Here is a 13,828-nt window from a genome sequence, read left to right as displayed (position 1 = left end):
TCCAACCAAATATCTCAAAAATTAATATTTTTGGACTATATTTCGCAACAATTAGAAACTAAGCGTGATGAAAAAGCCCTTAAAAGAATTACCGATATGTATGGGTTGTAGTGTGGCCGATTCTAATATTTTTAAGAGTTTAAGTAAAGAAGAACGTGAACTTCTTAACCAGGAAAAAAACTGCAATTCCTACTTAAAGGGTGATATAATTTACCACGAAGGAAACCGCATTTCAGGTTGCTACTGCGTGAACAAAGGAATTCTGAAAATTTACAAAACTGGCATTGAAGGAAAAGAACAAATTATAGCATTTGCACAGAAAGGTGATATTATAGGTTATCGGTCCATTTTGAGTAGCGAACCTGCTTGCACAACCGCTCAGGTAATAGATGATACGCTTCTTTGCTATATACCTTCCGAAATATTACTCAGTCTAGTAAAAAGCAACTCCTCTTTTTCGCTTGATTTAATGCAACTTACCTGCAAGGAACTAAATCAAGCAAATATGTATATAAAGGATATTGCACAAAAAACTGTAAGAGAACGATTAGCAGAAATACTTTTGATGCTTAAAACAACTTTTGGAGAAGATGGAGAAGGATATCTCCAAATAATTCTCACACGAGAAGATTTAGCCAACATAGTAGGCACAGCTACAGAATCGGTAATTCGATTGCTATCAGAGTTTAAATCGGATAATTTAATTGAGCTATCCAATAAGAAGATTAAAATTCTTAACCTTAGCGCGTTAAAAAAACTTTCTTACGATCTTTAACCAAATAGAGTTCCTTGTTCTCCAGGCTTAATAAGTCCAAGATGCTCATAAGCCAAGGCAGTGACCTCTCTACCCCGTGGAGTCCTCATTAAAAAGCCCTCTTTTATTAGAAATGGCTCATAAACTTCCTCAATTGTGCCTGGATCTTCACCCACTGCCGTTGCGATAGTATTTACACCAACAGGACCCCCTTTAAACTTATGGATAATAGTATTTAGAATTCTATTGTCCATATCGTCCAAACCGCGCTTGTCAATGACCAAAGCATCTAAAGCATATTTAGTAATTTCAAGATCGATACGCCCATTACCTTTAACCTGAGCAAAATCACGAACTCTTCGTAGTAAAGCATTAGAAATACGAGGTGTACCTCTACTTCTGAGTGCAATCTCAAGAGAAGCACTTTCATCAATCTCTATATTTAGAATAGCAGACGACCTGGTAATGATGCCTTGCAAAACTTTATGATCATAGTATTCTAAGTGGCATTTGATACCAAATCGAGCTCGTAAAGGACTTGTTAATAAACCACTTCTGGTGGTTGCGCCAACAAGTGTAAAGGGATTAAGGGTAAGCTGAATACTTCTTGCACTTGGTCCCTTATCGAGCATTAAATCAATACTAAAATCTTCCATTGCTGAATAAAGATACTCCTCTACAACAGAACTTAAACGATGAATTTCATCGATAAATAAAACATCGCCAGGTTCAAGATTAGTGAGTAAACCAGCCAAATCACCTGCTTTATCCAACACAGGACCACTTGTAATTTTCAAATTACTGCCCATTTCATTGGCAATAACATGCGCTAAAGTAGTTTTACCCAAGCCTGGAGGTCCATGTAGCAGTACATGATCCAAAGCCTCACCTCGTAACTTGGCTGCTTTTACAAATATTTTCAGATTCTCAATAATAGAGTTCTGTCCACTAAATTCAGCAAAATCAATAGGTCGAATTTTCCTTTCGATATCACTATCGGGTTCATCTAATTGCCCTGGTTTATCTATAGTTCGATTCTTACCCATGTCTAACGTTCAACAACATAACCATTAATTTTATAAACCTCCCCAGCCTTATACTGTAAGTTAATATTCAAATAGCCATCCACGTCATATTTCCGCCAAGTATCGATAGGATATCCACTAGAAAAGTACTGCTCCTCTTGAATTTTACCAGAAGAATAATAGAAAGTATGTTTGCCATCAGCAATTCCTTGATTAAACCTACCTTTAAAATAAACTTTACCATTAGGATAGTAGGAATACCAGATGCCATCTTTAGTATCATTTACAAAATTACCGATTTGGGTAAGGTCACCTTCAACAATTTTCCATTTTCCTTCCTTAAAGTCTGACAAAAAATTACCGGCAGCAATAGTGTCACCCTTTGCAGATAATTCAAAATAAAATCCATCCCTAACTCCATCAAGATACTCTTCGCTTTTAATAAGATTTCCATCCACATTATACCATTCCCAAATGCCGCTTATCTTATTTCTTGCAAAACTGCCCTTTTGCTCAATTTTACCGTTTTTAAAATAAAAAGTCCAATTACCAATTTTCTGCGATGCCTTATAAGCTCCCTTAGCTTTAATCGTGCGAGTGCCTGGAAAAAACTCTACCCACATACCAGATTTCATAGCCTCAGTATCGGTTCCTCCTTTAGCAATTACCTCTCCTTTTTCGTTGAAAACTAAAGAAGAATCTATTACATTATCAGTAAAATAATAGTGACTACCCACCGGTAAATTACCAAGAAATGTTCCTCGTCGTTTCAAAGAGCCTAATGAATCAGTAAATTCTCTAAGTAACATCTCATCGAGTGTAACTGAATCGCGGACTAATGCATCATTCTTATATAGTACTGCAGCAGTAAGAACTCCCCTATCGGAAAATCTTTTTAAATAGCCGTTTAATTTACCATTCACAAACGATTTTTCTATAGAAACCTTACCATTGGGATAAAATTCCTTCCAAATTCCATAAGGCAACTTATCCTTATCGTAGCGATTAATCTCCTCGTAAAAAATAACTCTACCTTTAGAATAATCTTTAAGCGCAATAACAATACTATCCCTATTAAACTCTCTTTCAACTCCATCTTTTTTTCCATCAACAAAAAAAGAGATACTCTGCACAAAACCATCAACAGAATATCCATAAGCTAGACCTTGACGTAAATCGGAAACATACAACTCTTTGTTCACAAGAATTTGCTTATTACTTCCGAAGCCCAAACGTGTAGCATACTTTGAATAGTATCCATTCTTTTTTCCTTCGAAGTAACTAATCTCAGACTCAATACTACCGAACTTATCATAAAACCGCCAAGTAGAATCCAAATGTTTATTTCGCCAATTACCCTCAGACTTAATTACACCATTAACGTAATATGTCTTCCAATAACCGTAAGGAGAACCATTTAAAAAAAATCCTTCACTACTGACAACTCCATTAGGATAGGTAAACTTCTTATACCCATCCTCACGGTCTTGGCTAAAACCATAAAGTGCAACAAATAAAAAAAATAGCAAAAATGAGTAGTACTTCATAAGAAAATTAAAATCCTAATTTACTTGAAATTTCTAACATCCGAGTAATTGAACCTTTCGCTTTATCAATTAGACTAGCGTCCAAAGTAACCTCAGGAATCTCATACTTTAAGGTTAAGTATATCTTTTTTAGAGTGATTAACTTCATGAAAACACAATCGTTGCATCCACAAGAAGAGTCCAAAGGTGGTGCAGGAATAAACAGTTTTTTCGGATATTTTTTGCGCATCTGATGCAAGATTCCAGATTCCGTGGCAACTATATATTCGCTAGCCAAATCACTGCCTGCAAATCTCAACAAATCAGCCGTGCTTCCAACAAAGTCGGCTGCAATAAGAATTGGCTGCTTACATTCCGGATGTGCCAATATTTTAGCATTTGGATGCTCCCTCTTAATCTCCAAAATCCTATTAAGTGAAAATTCCTCATGTACATGACAAGCTCCATCCCAAATTTTCATTTCACGACCAGTAAGCCCTTGGATATAATTTCCAAGATTTCTATCAGGTCCGAAAATAATTTTCTCATTTTTAGGAAGACTATTAACAATTTGTACCGCATTGCTTGAAGTGCAAACAATATCACTTAATGCCTTTATCTCTGCAGATGTATTAACATAGGAGATAACCGTATGACCAGGATTATCCTCTATAAATTTTTTAAATTTATCTACAGGAACAGAATCAGCGAGTGAACAACCTGCACTAAGATCCGGAATTAACACTTTCTTAGTTGGTGCCAATATTTTTGCAGTTTCGGCCATGAAATGAACACCGGCGAAGATAATTATATCAGCATTTGTTGCCGCAGCTTGCTGTGATAATCCCAATGAATCGCCAACATAGTCGGCAATATCCTGAATTTCGCCCAGTTGATAATAGTGAGCCAAGATTACTGCATTTTTTTCCTTCTTTAACCGTTTTATCTCTTCTGCAAGATTCAGATTAGGATCAACGGGAAGATTTACGAAACCGTTTGTTAACAAATCCATGTTATATTATTTTTATGTTTTTTCTTAAAGATTTAAAACGTGATGGTAATGTTAGTCGGTTAGCTTGGTTGAAAAATAATTGCTATAACCGTTGCAAAATTGGGCATTAAAAATCAAAAAACATAGTATTAACAATAGGATAAGTGATGTTTGTGTTATTGGACAGTGGGTTACAATTGTTTTTAACAACTGTTGATAACTCCAATCGTTGATAAGTTTGGATTCTTAGCGCTGCGTTTTACTGTTAACAGGATGTTCACTTATCTACAATAAATTCTGATACTTTTCTCTTGACTCGTATTACCTAAAGTTTGCTTGCACTAAAAGAAGATACCAGTCAAGAGTTGCACCGAAATATTTATGGATAAATGACCAACAATTTATCAACAGTTTTGGTGCACTGGTGAACAGAAAAAAACGTTGGGATACGAATTGTTAATAACCTTGGATTTATCACTATGATTGGGAATTACACTCAATGCCATTATTTTTAGCGAAACAAATGCTAATTTTGTTGACCATAATTGAGACTAGAACATACACGTCACTACAAATAATTGGAAAGATGAAACCATGTAAACTTGGAATGGCTTGCGATCACGCTGGCTACGAGATGAAAGAGGCATTAAGTAAATACCTTCAGGAAAAGGGATATTCGGTAAGTGATTTTGGAACCAACTCCAGCGAGAGTGTAGATTATCCTGATTTTGCCCATCCATTGGCATCGGCAGTGGAGAGCAAAACCGTAGATTACGGAATTTCGATTTGTGGAAGTGGGAATGGCATTAATATGACCATGAACAAACATCAAGGCGTGAGGGCCGCACTTTGCTGGACTGGCGAGATTGCAGTATTAGCGAGGTTGCATAACAATGCGAATGCGTGTTCTTTGCCTGCACGGTTTATATCTCTTGATACCGCAAAGGAAATAGTGGACATGTTCCTTTCTACCGAATTTGAGGGCGGACGCCACCAGAAACGGATAGATAAAATAGCGGTAAGATAGGTTACAACGTTTCTTCGGTGAGTCGGTGTATGGCCGGATAACTTGCTAGTGCCGCAACTATTCCAATAATATTACTTGCAATATCAAGAATTTCGAATGAGCGATGCGAAAAGACGGAAAACTGCAAGAGTTCGATTAGAATTCCGTATCCCAGGGCAATGGCAGAACCGTAAATAAAGGTTCTGGCCTTTTTGTGGTGGCTTGCATAGTAATGGGTAAACCCCGAGAACAAAAAAGTTGCGAAGATGAAGTAAAGCACAAGGTGTACCATCTTATCGAGATAGGGAATAATAACAATCTTAAAACGATCCAACTCATCTCCGGGTATGCCGCAAATAATTAGAATAAATGTTCCCCACAGGTAGGTTTTCCAGAAGTATTTGAACATTGCAGTAGTAGATTTCAGTGCATGAATATATAAACTTTTTGCTTACGACGCTACATACATGGCCGGCATATACATACACATCCCCTTTTGTAGGCATAAATGCCTCTATTGCGACTTTTATTCAGTGGCATCGCTTGCAAGGCGCTTGGAGTTGGTTGATGCCATTGTGGCCGAAATCGGTTATCGCCACGGATACCTAGATGATTCATCCATTCAAACCATCTATTTTGGTGGAGGAACTCCATCTACCCTATCCAGCGAAGAACTTGGTCGAATACTTGATAAGTTAAATCAGCAGTTTGAGGTCAGCCCAGCAGTAGAAATAACGCTTGAGGCGAACCCTGAAGATCTTACCCCGGAATATTTAAAAGAGTTAAGGGTGTTAGGGATAAACCGATTGAGTATAGGTATACAATCTTTTAATGATGAGCATTTAATCTATTTTGGAAGAAAGCATACAGCGATTGCTGCCATACAAGCGATTGAAAATGCTCGAAATGCCGGCTTTTTGAATATTTCGGCCGATCTCATTTATGGTTTTCCGGGATTGACGAGCGAGCAATGGAAACGAAACATTGCGACAATGGTAAGTCTTGGTATTGAGCATATATCAGCGTATCAGCTGATGGTGGAGCAAGGTTCTGTATTCTATAAGCGGCAGCAAAAGGGCACGTTTAAACCAATTGATGATGATGAGAGTGCCGAGAATTATCAATATTTAACCAATGCGTTAAGTGGTAACGGTTATGAACACTATGAACTGTCCAATTTTTGCAAACCTGGTTTCCACTCCCGACACAATTCGTCCTATTGGTTTGGAGAAAGATATCTTGGACTTGGGCCATCGGCCCATTCGTTTAATGGGATAAGCCGCCAGTGGAACGTTTCAAGTATAGAGAAATATTGTCGAGCAGTTGTAACCGGTGATAAGTGGTTCGAGGAGGAGTTTCTTACGGAGAAGGATCGTTACAACGAGTTAATTCTTACCCGGCTACGCACCAAACGGGGGCTTCTTAACGAAGAGATGGCTCTTGTGGCTACAATACAGCAAAGCTGGTTTGAAAAGCAAGCCAAGGAAATGGAGAGTAAGGGATTACTCAAGAGGATGGAATTTGGTTGGATAATTTCCGAAGAGAAATGGCTGATTTCGGATGGTATTATATCTGAATTAATGGAATAAAAAAAGGCGCCATCGGCGCCTTTTTTACTACTTGTTTTTCTTGAATTTTCTTGCCCAAGAGCGGCGCTTTGCCTTTACCTCCCGAACGTAAATCATGAAGTACATAGATGGAATGAGAACCAAAGTAAGGAATGTTGCAAAGGTTAACCCGAAAATAATTGTCCAGGCCAACAGTCCGAAAAACTTAACGTTATCGCCACCAAAGTGAATGTGTGGTTGGAACGAGGAAAAGAGACCAACAAAATCAATGTTAAAACCAACGGCGAGCGGAATTAGCCCGAGAACCGTTGCGGCTGCTGTTAGAATAACAGGAATGATTCTAGTTTTCCCTGCTTCAATAATGGCGGCCCTCGTTTTCATGCCTTGGTCTTTTAGCACATCGGTAAACTCCACTAAAAGGATACCGTTTCGAACGACAATACCCGCAAGAGCCACAATGCCAAGACCCGTCATAATTACCGATACGGTCATTCCAAAGAATACATAGCCCAATAGAACCCCAATGATACTAAAAACAACTTCTAACAAGATTATAGCCATTTTACTGAAGGATCCAAACTGGTTGATGAGGATGAATAGGATCAGGAACAGTGCGAAGAGCATTGCTTTGGAAAGAAAGGCTACAGTTTCGGCCTGATCTTCCTGTTCGCCAGTCATTCTTATTTCAACGGCAGTGGACTTGGAAAAGTTAGGGATGGCCTTTTTAATCTGTGCATTGATTTCATTCGCCGTATAACCATCAAGTACGTTAGATGTTAGGGTGATTACTCGCTTTAAGTTTAGGCGATTGATTTGCCCGTAACTGTTTCTGTATTCAACCTTTGCCACAGCCGAGAGGGGAATTTGGCGTAGTGTTCCCGAGTTCATATCTCGGTAGGTTATGCTGAGGTTGATTAATTGTTCCACATCCTTGCGCTGGTATTCGGAAAACCGAAGCATAATGGGGTATTGATCCTCTCCCTCCCTAAATTTTGAAATTTCACTACCCAGCAGGGCTGTGCGAATTTGGCCACCCACCATCCCCGCAGAGATGCCTTCGAGGTTCGCTCTTTCCCTATCGAGGGTTATGAGTAACTCGGGTTTTGAAGCAGCAAAGTCCGATTTTAACTCTTCAACGCCATCAATACTAAGCGAGTCGAGGTAGCGTTTCAACTTGCTTGATGTTTCGACCAACAAATCGAGGTCTTCGCTAGCAAGTTCAATATTGATTGGCTTACCAACTGGTGGACCATTTTTGTTTTTGTCGACAACAATTTCAGCACCGGGTATATCTTTAACCACATCTCTAATTTTAGTCAAGTAATCAGAGGTGTTGATTCCCAGACGCTTTTGGAATTCTACAAAATTTACGGAGACTTTTGCCAGGTGGGAAACTTTGGTGGAGTTGTCGAATTGATCTTCAGAGGCACCAAAGGCTACATTGGTAATAATTGATTCCACTACCTTATTGTCATCACCAATAACGTGCTTAATTTTTTGCTCAACCAACTTGGCAACCGAATCGGTTACTGCAATTTGGGTTCCAATGGGCATTTTAATATAGGTGATTACGTTATTGGGTTCATTTTCGGGGAAGAAAACAACCTTAAGAGGGAAAAAGTTGGTGATAACCATTGTAATGAAAAACAGACCAACCATTCCAGAGAATAGCCAATATGGTCGACGGCCGTGTAGTACGTATACAAGTAGTGCCTCGTAGCGTCGCATCATGGCTGGTATAAAGTGGTGTTGAAACTTACGCAACACTTTGTATCCATAAATATTATGAAGGAAAATTGAAATAGATACAAAAATGAGAAGGTTTGCAATAGCATTCAAATTATTGAGGTAGAATGGAATAGCAACTACCGCAATGCCTGCACATATATAGTATAGTTTTTTAAGCGGTGTAGGTCGTTCCTCCTCATCGTGCTTCATAAAATCGATGGCAAAAACTGGGTTGATTAAATAGGCCACCAAAAGTGAAGCGAAAAGTGTAATTATAAGCGTAACCGGTATAAAATACATGAATTTTCCCACAACACCTGGCCAGAAAGCTAATGGGAAAAATGGAGCCAGAGTAGTGAGCGTGCCGGAAAGAATTGGGGCAAAAACCTCGCCTGCTGCAAATTTTGCAGCGGTTGCAATGTCCATCTGTTTTTTCATGAAAACCCGGTGGGTGTTTTCAATTACCACAATAGCGTCATCCACCACGATTCCCAGAGCAAAGAGGAATGCGAACATTACCAACATGTTCATGGTAAACCCGATGTATGGCATAATAATATAGGCCAAAGCCATGGACAGGGGAATCGATAGTCCAACAAAGAGGGAATTCATAATACCCATGAAGAACATCAGCACAATTACTACCAGAATAAAACCAATAATAATGGTGTTGTTCAGATCAGTAAGCGTAGTCCGAGTATACTTAGATTGATCACCAGAGATTTCAACCTTTAGTTCATCTGGAAACTTATTGGTTTTCAGCTCTTTGATAATGTCCTTTATCTTGTCAGAAGCATCGAGTAGATTTTGGCCACTCTTTTTTACTACGTTAAGGGTGATAACATTTTTTCCGTCGAAGCGGGCAAAACTCTCCTGTTCCTTGAATCCATCGTGAACAACGGCCAGATCTTTCAACTTCACTTTTGCGCCGCTCGCGGTATTAACGATAATATTCTTTACATCGTCAAGGGTTTTAAACTCGCCAATAACACGAACTGACCGGCTCATTCCTTGAAGATCGATATTGCCACCAGAGACAGTCATGTTATCATACTTGATAGCATTCTCGACTTCTGAAAAGGTAAGGCTGGCCGCTTGCATCTTATACATATCGATGTCGATTTGTATTTCGCGGTCGAGTGCTCCAACGATATCTACACGAGTAATTTCCGAGAGACCCTCGATCTTTTCCTGAAGATCATCGGCATGTTTTTTTATAACATCGAGTGGCAAATCACCCGACATGTTAAGGTACATAATGGGAAATTCTGAGAAATCCACCTCCTGAACCGAAGGATCTTGATCGAGATTTGTGGGGAGATCTCGCTTCGATTTATCTACCGCATCCTTCACCTTTTGCTTTGCCTCAGCCACTACCACCCCGGTATTAAATTCTACCACAATGGATGAAAAGTCTTGAACGGAGCGAGACGTTACTTTTTTAACCCCATTAATACCCTTGATATTCTTTTCTATAGGTCGTGTAACAAGATTTTCAATATCGGCAGGCGCAGCTCCCGGATAGATCGTGTTTACAACTATGGTAGGAATTACAATTTCCGGGAATTGTTCTTTGGGTATGGTGTTGTAGTTGAAGAGACCAAATATAGCGATTATGAAAACGAGCACGTAAATGCTGAGCTTGTTCTCAATGGCCCAGCTGGTGGGCTTGAATTCTTTAAACTTTTTTTCCATTTCTGTAAGCTTTTAAAGTGCCATTGAAGGGGTTAACGCTTAATGTGTTCGCCCTCTACCAGATCTTGGTAGCCAACGGTAATTACTTGATCGCCGAGTTTGAGACCACCGATAATCTCAGTAATTCCATTGTTTGAAAGGCCAAGGGTAACCTTTTGCTTGGTGGCGATCAGCTGCTTTTCGATTTGCTTAGCAATATAAATGTAGGAACCAGAAGCGTCGGTTAATATTTGGTTTTGAGAAACAACAATGGCTTTTTCGTTCCGATAGTCGTTAATATTAACAATCGCAACCATATTGGCTTTTAGGTTCATAGAGTTGGCTTGAACCGGCGACTCAATCATGAAGGTTCTATTTACCGGATTGATATACTTGCTTACAAAGTCGATTTGAGAACTTAAGGTTGCGTTTATATCAGGAAATGTGATGGTTACCTTATCTCCTCTCGTAACTTTGGAAATGTATGCTTCCGACACTTCTGCCTTCACTTTAAGTTGACCAAACGTTACTACGCGGTAGGCCACCAAGCGAGGATCGGGGCTTACTAGGGCACCAATTCTTACATTACACTCCTCGATAGTTCCCGAGATGGGTGCTTTGATCTTAAACTTGTCAATTAACTCTCGTGTGGAGGCTATTTGCTGCTCCAAGGATTCCTTCGTTGTTTTTGCTTGAAGGTATTGAATTTCGCTACCTACTTTCTGATCCCAAAGACGCTTTTGCTTGTTGAAGAGATCGAGGGCCAGCTGGTATTGTGATTCGAGACCCTGAAGAGAGTTTTTGTATTGGGCGTCATCGAGTTGTGCTAATACTTGTCCCTTTTTTACAACCGCTCCCACGTCGGCATACTTTGCAATCACCGTTCCGGGCGATTCGGCAAAAACCGCTGCATTTTGGTCACCATCGAGATGTCCATAAACCTTAATGTTGTGAACAAAGGGTTGGTAAGCAATTATTTGAGTCGACACTAAGGTTGATTTGTTTTCTTTTAGAGAATCTGGAGTTTCGGCCAGCATTTTCTGTTCGAGTTGTTCAATAGAAAGGTTCAGCTTGTCACGCTCACCTTTTAGCTTGGTTAGCTGGTCCTGATTGCTCGAGGAGCAAGCGAAAAGGAGTGCGGAAAGAGCGATGGCTACAAATTTCGTTTTCATATAGTAATGCTTTTGACGTTTCAAATTACTGTTGGATTGAAGTAAGTTTATCAAGAGATGCCTTAGCATTTAGCAGGTCGGAAAGAGCTGTAAAGTATTTGCTTTGGGTATCGAGAAGTTGCGATTCGGCTTGGTGTAAATCGGTGCTGGAGGAAACGCCTTCCTTATACTTGATCATAGTATGGTCGAAAATTTTTCGGGAAAGGGTGAGGTTATCCTTTTGTGTTAGGTAGCTGGAGTATGAGGTGTTGAACGTGTTTTGTGATTTTTGGAATTCGATAACTAGCCCGCGTTCTGCGTTAAGTTTATTGTTCCTCGTTTTCTCATACTCCTTTTTGGCTTGGGAGAGTTGAGATATGCGCGATCCACTCGTAAATATTGGTAAGCTCAGGGTAATACCAGCCACGTCCTTTGGTTCAAAATTGAAGGCGGCAGTTTTCAGCTGTTCTTTGTGGCGGTAGAATCCTGAGATCGTAGGCAAGAACTTCGTTTTATAGCGATCAACATTAAGTTTTTGCAACTTTTCGGCAGTTTCCACAACTCTATAATCTGTATTGTTGGCAACATTAAAGGAGAGATCAAGGTATTGGGTAAACTCGGAAGTTGTCATCAAATCGTTTAGGTTGTCGGTCAAAACGATAGGACTGGCCAAATCATAGCCAAGCTGAAATTTGAGTAAATTCTTTGTCAGGCTTGCTTGGCGTTCCAGGTTAGCAACGGTATTATCGATGTTTGCCTTAAGAATGCGCACTTGATCCACATTTATTTCTTCCACAAGACCTTCCTTACCCAGGGCAATAATGTCCGCAAGAGAATTGGTAGTAACAAGTTGTGTTTCTTTAAGAATTTTTACGTTCTCGTCCATTACCAATGCGAGGTAGTAGCTCTGCGCTACAGATTCGCGAATGTCGTTTTCTGATTTCCGAAGGTTACGTTCCGATACCTCTTTGTAAACACGGGCAGCCCGCAGACCAACAATGTATTCGCCGCTAAAAATAAGCTGCGAGGCAGTAATGTCCCAATTGGTGTTATCTGCTGTGCCCAATTCAACATTCTGACCTCCGAAATTGGCAGTGGGAACTTTAAAGGTATGCTGGTAGTTTACCGTTCCGTTAACTTGGGGCAATCCAATAGCCGTAGTTTCCCATATTTTCTTTTTGGCAATTTGCAGGTCGAGTTCTGAGTTTTTTACTGTGAGGTTATTCTTAACCGCAAACTCCATTGCTGCTTTCAGCGAAAGCTGAGTTGGTGTGCTGTCGGCCTGACCAAAAGCGGAGTAAGCACATACTAGCAGTAAGGATTGAAAAATCAATAGTGTTCTTTTCACCATTTTATGCTGTTGTTATTTAGTTGGATTTATAATTTCTTCGAGAATAGTCACTCCTTTCGCCGTGGCGATACCATGAATGTGGTAGGACAGAATTTCATCGTAGTAGGCATCTATGGGTATTTCGGTGCCAGCCATAACCTCTTCACGGATAAACTGGTCGAGAGAGTTAACATAGTATCTGGCAATAAGTTCAACATTAATATTGGAGCGATAAATATCTTGATAAATACCCATCAGAATATTTTTTCGAACGCCTTCAAAAACATTATTCTTGTGGTTTCGGCCAATTTTTTCTAATTGGAGCGGGAAGTGTTTCATTAAGTCGCGACGAACAAATGGTGGCACTTCCCGAATTGTTTCCTTCATTTGGTTTGTAATTCGCACTAGGATTTCAATGGCATTTTTCCCTTGGGTAATAGTTTCCCACATGGCCTCATTGTCGTTTTTAAAACGTTGTTGAATTATAAGTTCAACAATTTCGGCCTTGTTTTCAAAATAGTTGTAGATCGTTTTCTTTGAAATACCAATTCTAGTGGCAATTTCCTCCATGGTAATACCACTCACGCCGTATTTTAGGAACAGCTTGCCAATTTCTATGAGGTAATACTCCTTTTTCTCTTCCATAATGAGCACAAAGGTATTAAAAACTACACAAAGCCACGAATAAAGTGTAAACGTGTAACGGTGTTCAGTAGTTTTATGGATACAAAGAAATGATTAGAATGTTTTAACCTTAAATCCGCAGGTCGATTGCTAGGTTTTAAATCTTAGCGTATTTAGGTTTGCTTGGTGGATATTTTGCCATTTTTTTGGTTCGACATAGCCCTTCTTTGCGTCACTTCTTCCGTTTTTCGCTCCCCCTATGGTTTGCAACTTCCTTTTTTGGAAGCCTGCAACAATAAAAACCGTAACGAACCGTAAGTGTCAGGTATTCAATTACTAGCTATTGAGGCGCGGGCATACCTTTCCCATTGGGCACAGCAGCGTGGCCGCTTCACTCCAGCAGCAGGTGGTATTTCTTGGCCGAAAAGAGCTTTAGGATGCGCTGTCGTCC

At 39.8% G+C, this 13,828-nt stretch carries 11 protein-coding genes; 3 read left to right on the top strand and 8 right to left on the bottom strand.

Features of this window, described 5'->3' with window-relative positions:
• The first annotated feature begins 67 nt into the window (after nucleotides 1-67).
• The gene (locus tag BLS65_RS02170) at nucleotides 68-775 is read left to right on the top strand and encodes a Crp/Fnr family transcriptional regulator (RefSeq protein ID WP_244500654.1); all 708 of its coding nucleotides are present in this window, start codon (nucleotides 68-70) and stop codon (nucleotides 773-775) included.
• Here the strand turns inward: BLS65_RS02170 and ruvB are convergent.
• The 3 genes from ruvB to nadA are packed head-to-tail and all read right to left on the bottom strand — an operon-like array spanning nucleotide 772 to nucleotide 4,317.
• On the bottom strand, nucleotides 772-1,800 hold the full coding sequence (gene ruvB / locus BLS65_RS02165) for a Holliday junction branch migration DNA helicase RuvB (protein WP_092435144.1): 1,029 nt from the start codon (nucleotides 1,798-1,800) through the stop codon (nucleotides 772-774). The two genes, BLS65_RS02170 and ruvB, sit on opposite strands and share 4 nt — an antisense overlap.
• 2 nt (nucleotides 1,801-1,802) lie before the next feature.
• Nucleotides 1,803-3,326 (bottom strand): toxin-antitoxin system YwqK family antitoxin, encoded by a 1,524-nt coding sequence (locus tag BLS65_RS02160; RefSeq protein ID WP_092435141.1) that lies wholly within the window; start codon nucleotides 3,324-3,326, stop codon nucleotides 1,803-1,805.
• A 7-nt stretch (nucleotides 3,327-3,333) separates the two neighbouring features.
• The gene (nadA, locus tag BLS65_RS02155; RefSeq protein ID WP_092435138.1) at nucleotides 3,334-4,317 is read right to left on the bottom strand and encodes a quinolinate synthase NadA; all 984 of its coding nucleotides are present in this window, start codon (nucleotides 4,315-4,317) and stop codon (nucleotides 3,334-3,336) included.
• A 565-nt stretch (nucleotides 4,318-4,882) separates the two neighbouring features.
• Between nadA and rpiB the strand changes: the two genes are divergently transcribed.
• Nucleotides 4,883-5,323 carry a ribose 5-phosphate isomerase B gene (gene rpiB / locus BLS65_RS02150; RefSeq protein ID WP_092435354.1) on the top strand — a complete coding sequence of 147 codons (441 nt, stop codon included), beginning with the start codon at nucleotides 4,883-4,885 and terminating at the stop codon, nucleotides 5,321-5,323.
• Nucleotide 5,324: 1 nt separating this feature from the next.
• Here rpiB and BLS65_RS02145 read toward each other — a convergent pair whose 3' ends face one another.
• A complete protein-coding gene (locus tag BLS65_RS02145; protein WP_092435135.1) occupies nucleotides 5,325-5,711 on the bottom strand; it encodes a VanZ family protein in 387 nt (128 codons plus the stop codon).
• A gap of 58 nt (nucleotides 5,712-5,769) precedes the next feature.
• On the opposite strand from BLS65_RS02145, the gene hemW reads away from it, so the two are divergent.
• Nucleotides 5,770-6,891, top strand: a complete 1,122-nt coding sequence (gene hemW / locus BLS65_RS02140) for a radical SAM family heme chaperone HemW (protein ID WP_092435133.1) — start codon at nucleotides 5,770-5,772, stop codon at nucleotides 6,889-6,891.
• 27 nt (nucleotides 6,892-6,918) lie between these two features.
• Here the strand turns inward: hemW and BLS65_RS02135 are convergent, their stop codons facing one another.
• The 4 genes from BLS65_RS02135 to BLS65_RS02120 are packed head-to-tail and all read right to left on the bottom strand — an operon-like array spanning nucleotide 6,919 to nucleotide 13,398.
• A complete protein-coding gene (locus BLS65_RS02135; RefSeq protein WP_092435130.1) occupies nucleotides 6,919-10,293 on the bottom strand; it encodes an efflux RND transporter permease subunit in 3,375 nt (1,124 codons plus the stop codon).
• Nucleotides 10,294-10,325: 32 nt separating this feature from the next.
• Nucleotides 10,326-11,444: an efflux RND transporter periplasmic adaptor subunit gene (locus tag BLS65_RS02130; RefSeq protein ID WP_170829971.1), complete on the bottom strand. Its 1,119-nt coding sequence runs from the start codon at nucleotides 11,442-11,444 to the stop codon at nucleotides 10,326-10,328.
• Between the two features lie 25 nt (nucleotides 11,445-11,469).
• A complete protein-coding gene (locus tag BLS65_RS02125; RefSeq protein WP_092435124.1) occupies nucleotides 11,470-12,774 on the bottom strand; it encodes a TolC family protein in 1,305 nt (434 codons plus the stop codon).
• A gap of 12 nt (nucleotides 12,775-12,786) precedes the next feature.
• Nucleotides 12,787-13,398, bottom strand: coding sequence for a TetR/AcrR family transcriptional regulator (locus tag BLS65_RS02120; protein WP_092435121.1), 612 nt, complete (start codon nucleotides 13,396-13,398; stop codon nucleotides 12,787-12,789).
• Between the last annotated feature and the right edge of the window lie 430 nt (nucleotides 13,399-13,828).

The organism is Williamwhitmania taraxaci (assembly GCF_900096565.1).
In the GTDB taxonomy this organism is placed as follows: domain Bacteria; phylum Bacteroidota; class Bacteroidia; order Bacteroidales; family Williamwhitmaniaceae; genus Williamwhitmania; species Williamwhitmania taraxaci.
The sequence above is the reverse complement of the archived record's forward strand: the minus strand, read 5'-3'. Positions and strand labels throughout refer to the sequence as shown.

Excerpts from the sequence above, each read along its gene's own strand:
- BLS65_RS02170 (WP_244500654.1), top strand. The coding sequence starts at position 68 with ATGAAAAAGCCCTTAAAAGAATTACCGATATGTATGGGTTGTAGTGTG.
- ruvB (WP_092435144.1), bottom strand. The coding sequence starts at position 1,800 with ATGGGTAAGAATCGAACTATAGATAAACCAGGGCAATTAGATGAACCC.
- BLS65_RS02160 (WP_092435141.1), bottom strand. The coding sequence starts at position 3,326 with ATGAAGTACTACTCATTTTTGCTATTTTTTTTATTTGTTGCACTTTAT.
- nadA (WP_092435138.1), bottom strand. The coding sequence starts at position 4,317 with ATGGATTTGTTAACAAACGGTTTCGTAAATCTTCCCGTTGATCCTAAT.
- rpiB (WP_092435354.1), top strand. The coding sequence starts at position 4,883 with ATGAAACCATGTAAACTTGGAATGGCTTGCGATCACGCTGGCTACGAG.
- BLS65_RS02145 (WP_092435135.1), bottom strand. The coding sequence starts at position 5,711 with ATGTTCAAATACTTCTGGAAAACCTACCTGTGGGGAACATTTATTCTA.
- hemW (WP_092435133.1), top strand. The coding sequence starts at position 5,770 with ATGGCCGGCATATACATACACATCCCCTTTTGTAGGCATAAATGCCTC.
- BLS65_RS02135 (WP_092435130.1), bottom strand. The coding sequence starts at position 10,293 with ATGGAAAAAAAGTTTAAAGAATTCAAGCCCACCAGCTGGGCCATTGAG.
- BLS65_RS02130 (WP_170829971.1), bottom strand. The coding sequence starts at position 11,444 with ATGAAAACGAAATTTGTAGCCATCGCTCTTTCCGCACTCCTTTTCGCT.
- BLS65_RS02125 (WP_092435124.1), bottom strand. The coding sequence starts at position 12,774 with ATGGTGAAAAGAACACTATTGATTTTTCAATCCTTACTGCTAGTATGT.
- BLS65_RS02120 (WP_092435121.1), bottom strand. The coding sequence starts at position 13,398 with ATGGAAGAGAAAAAGGAGTATTACCTCATAGAAATTGGCAAGCTGTTC.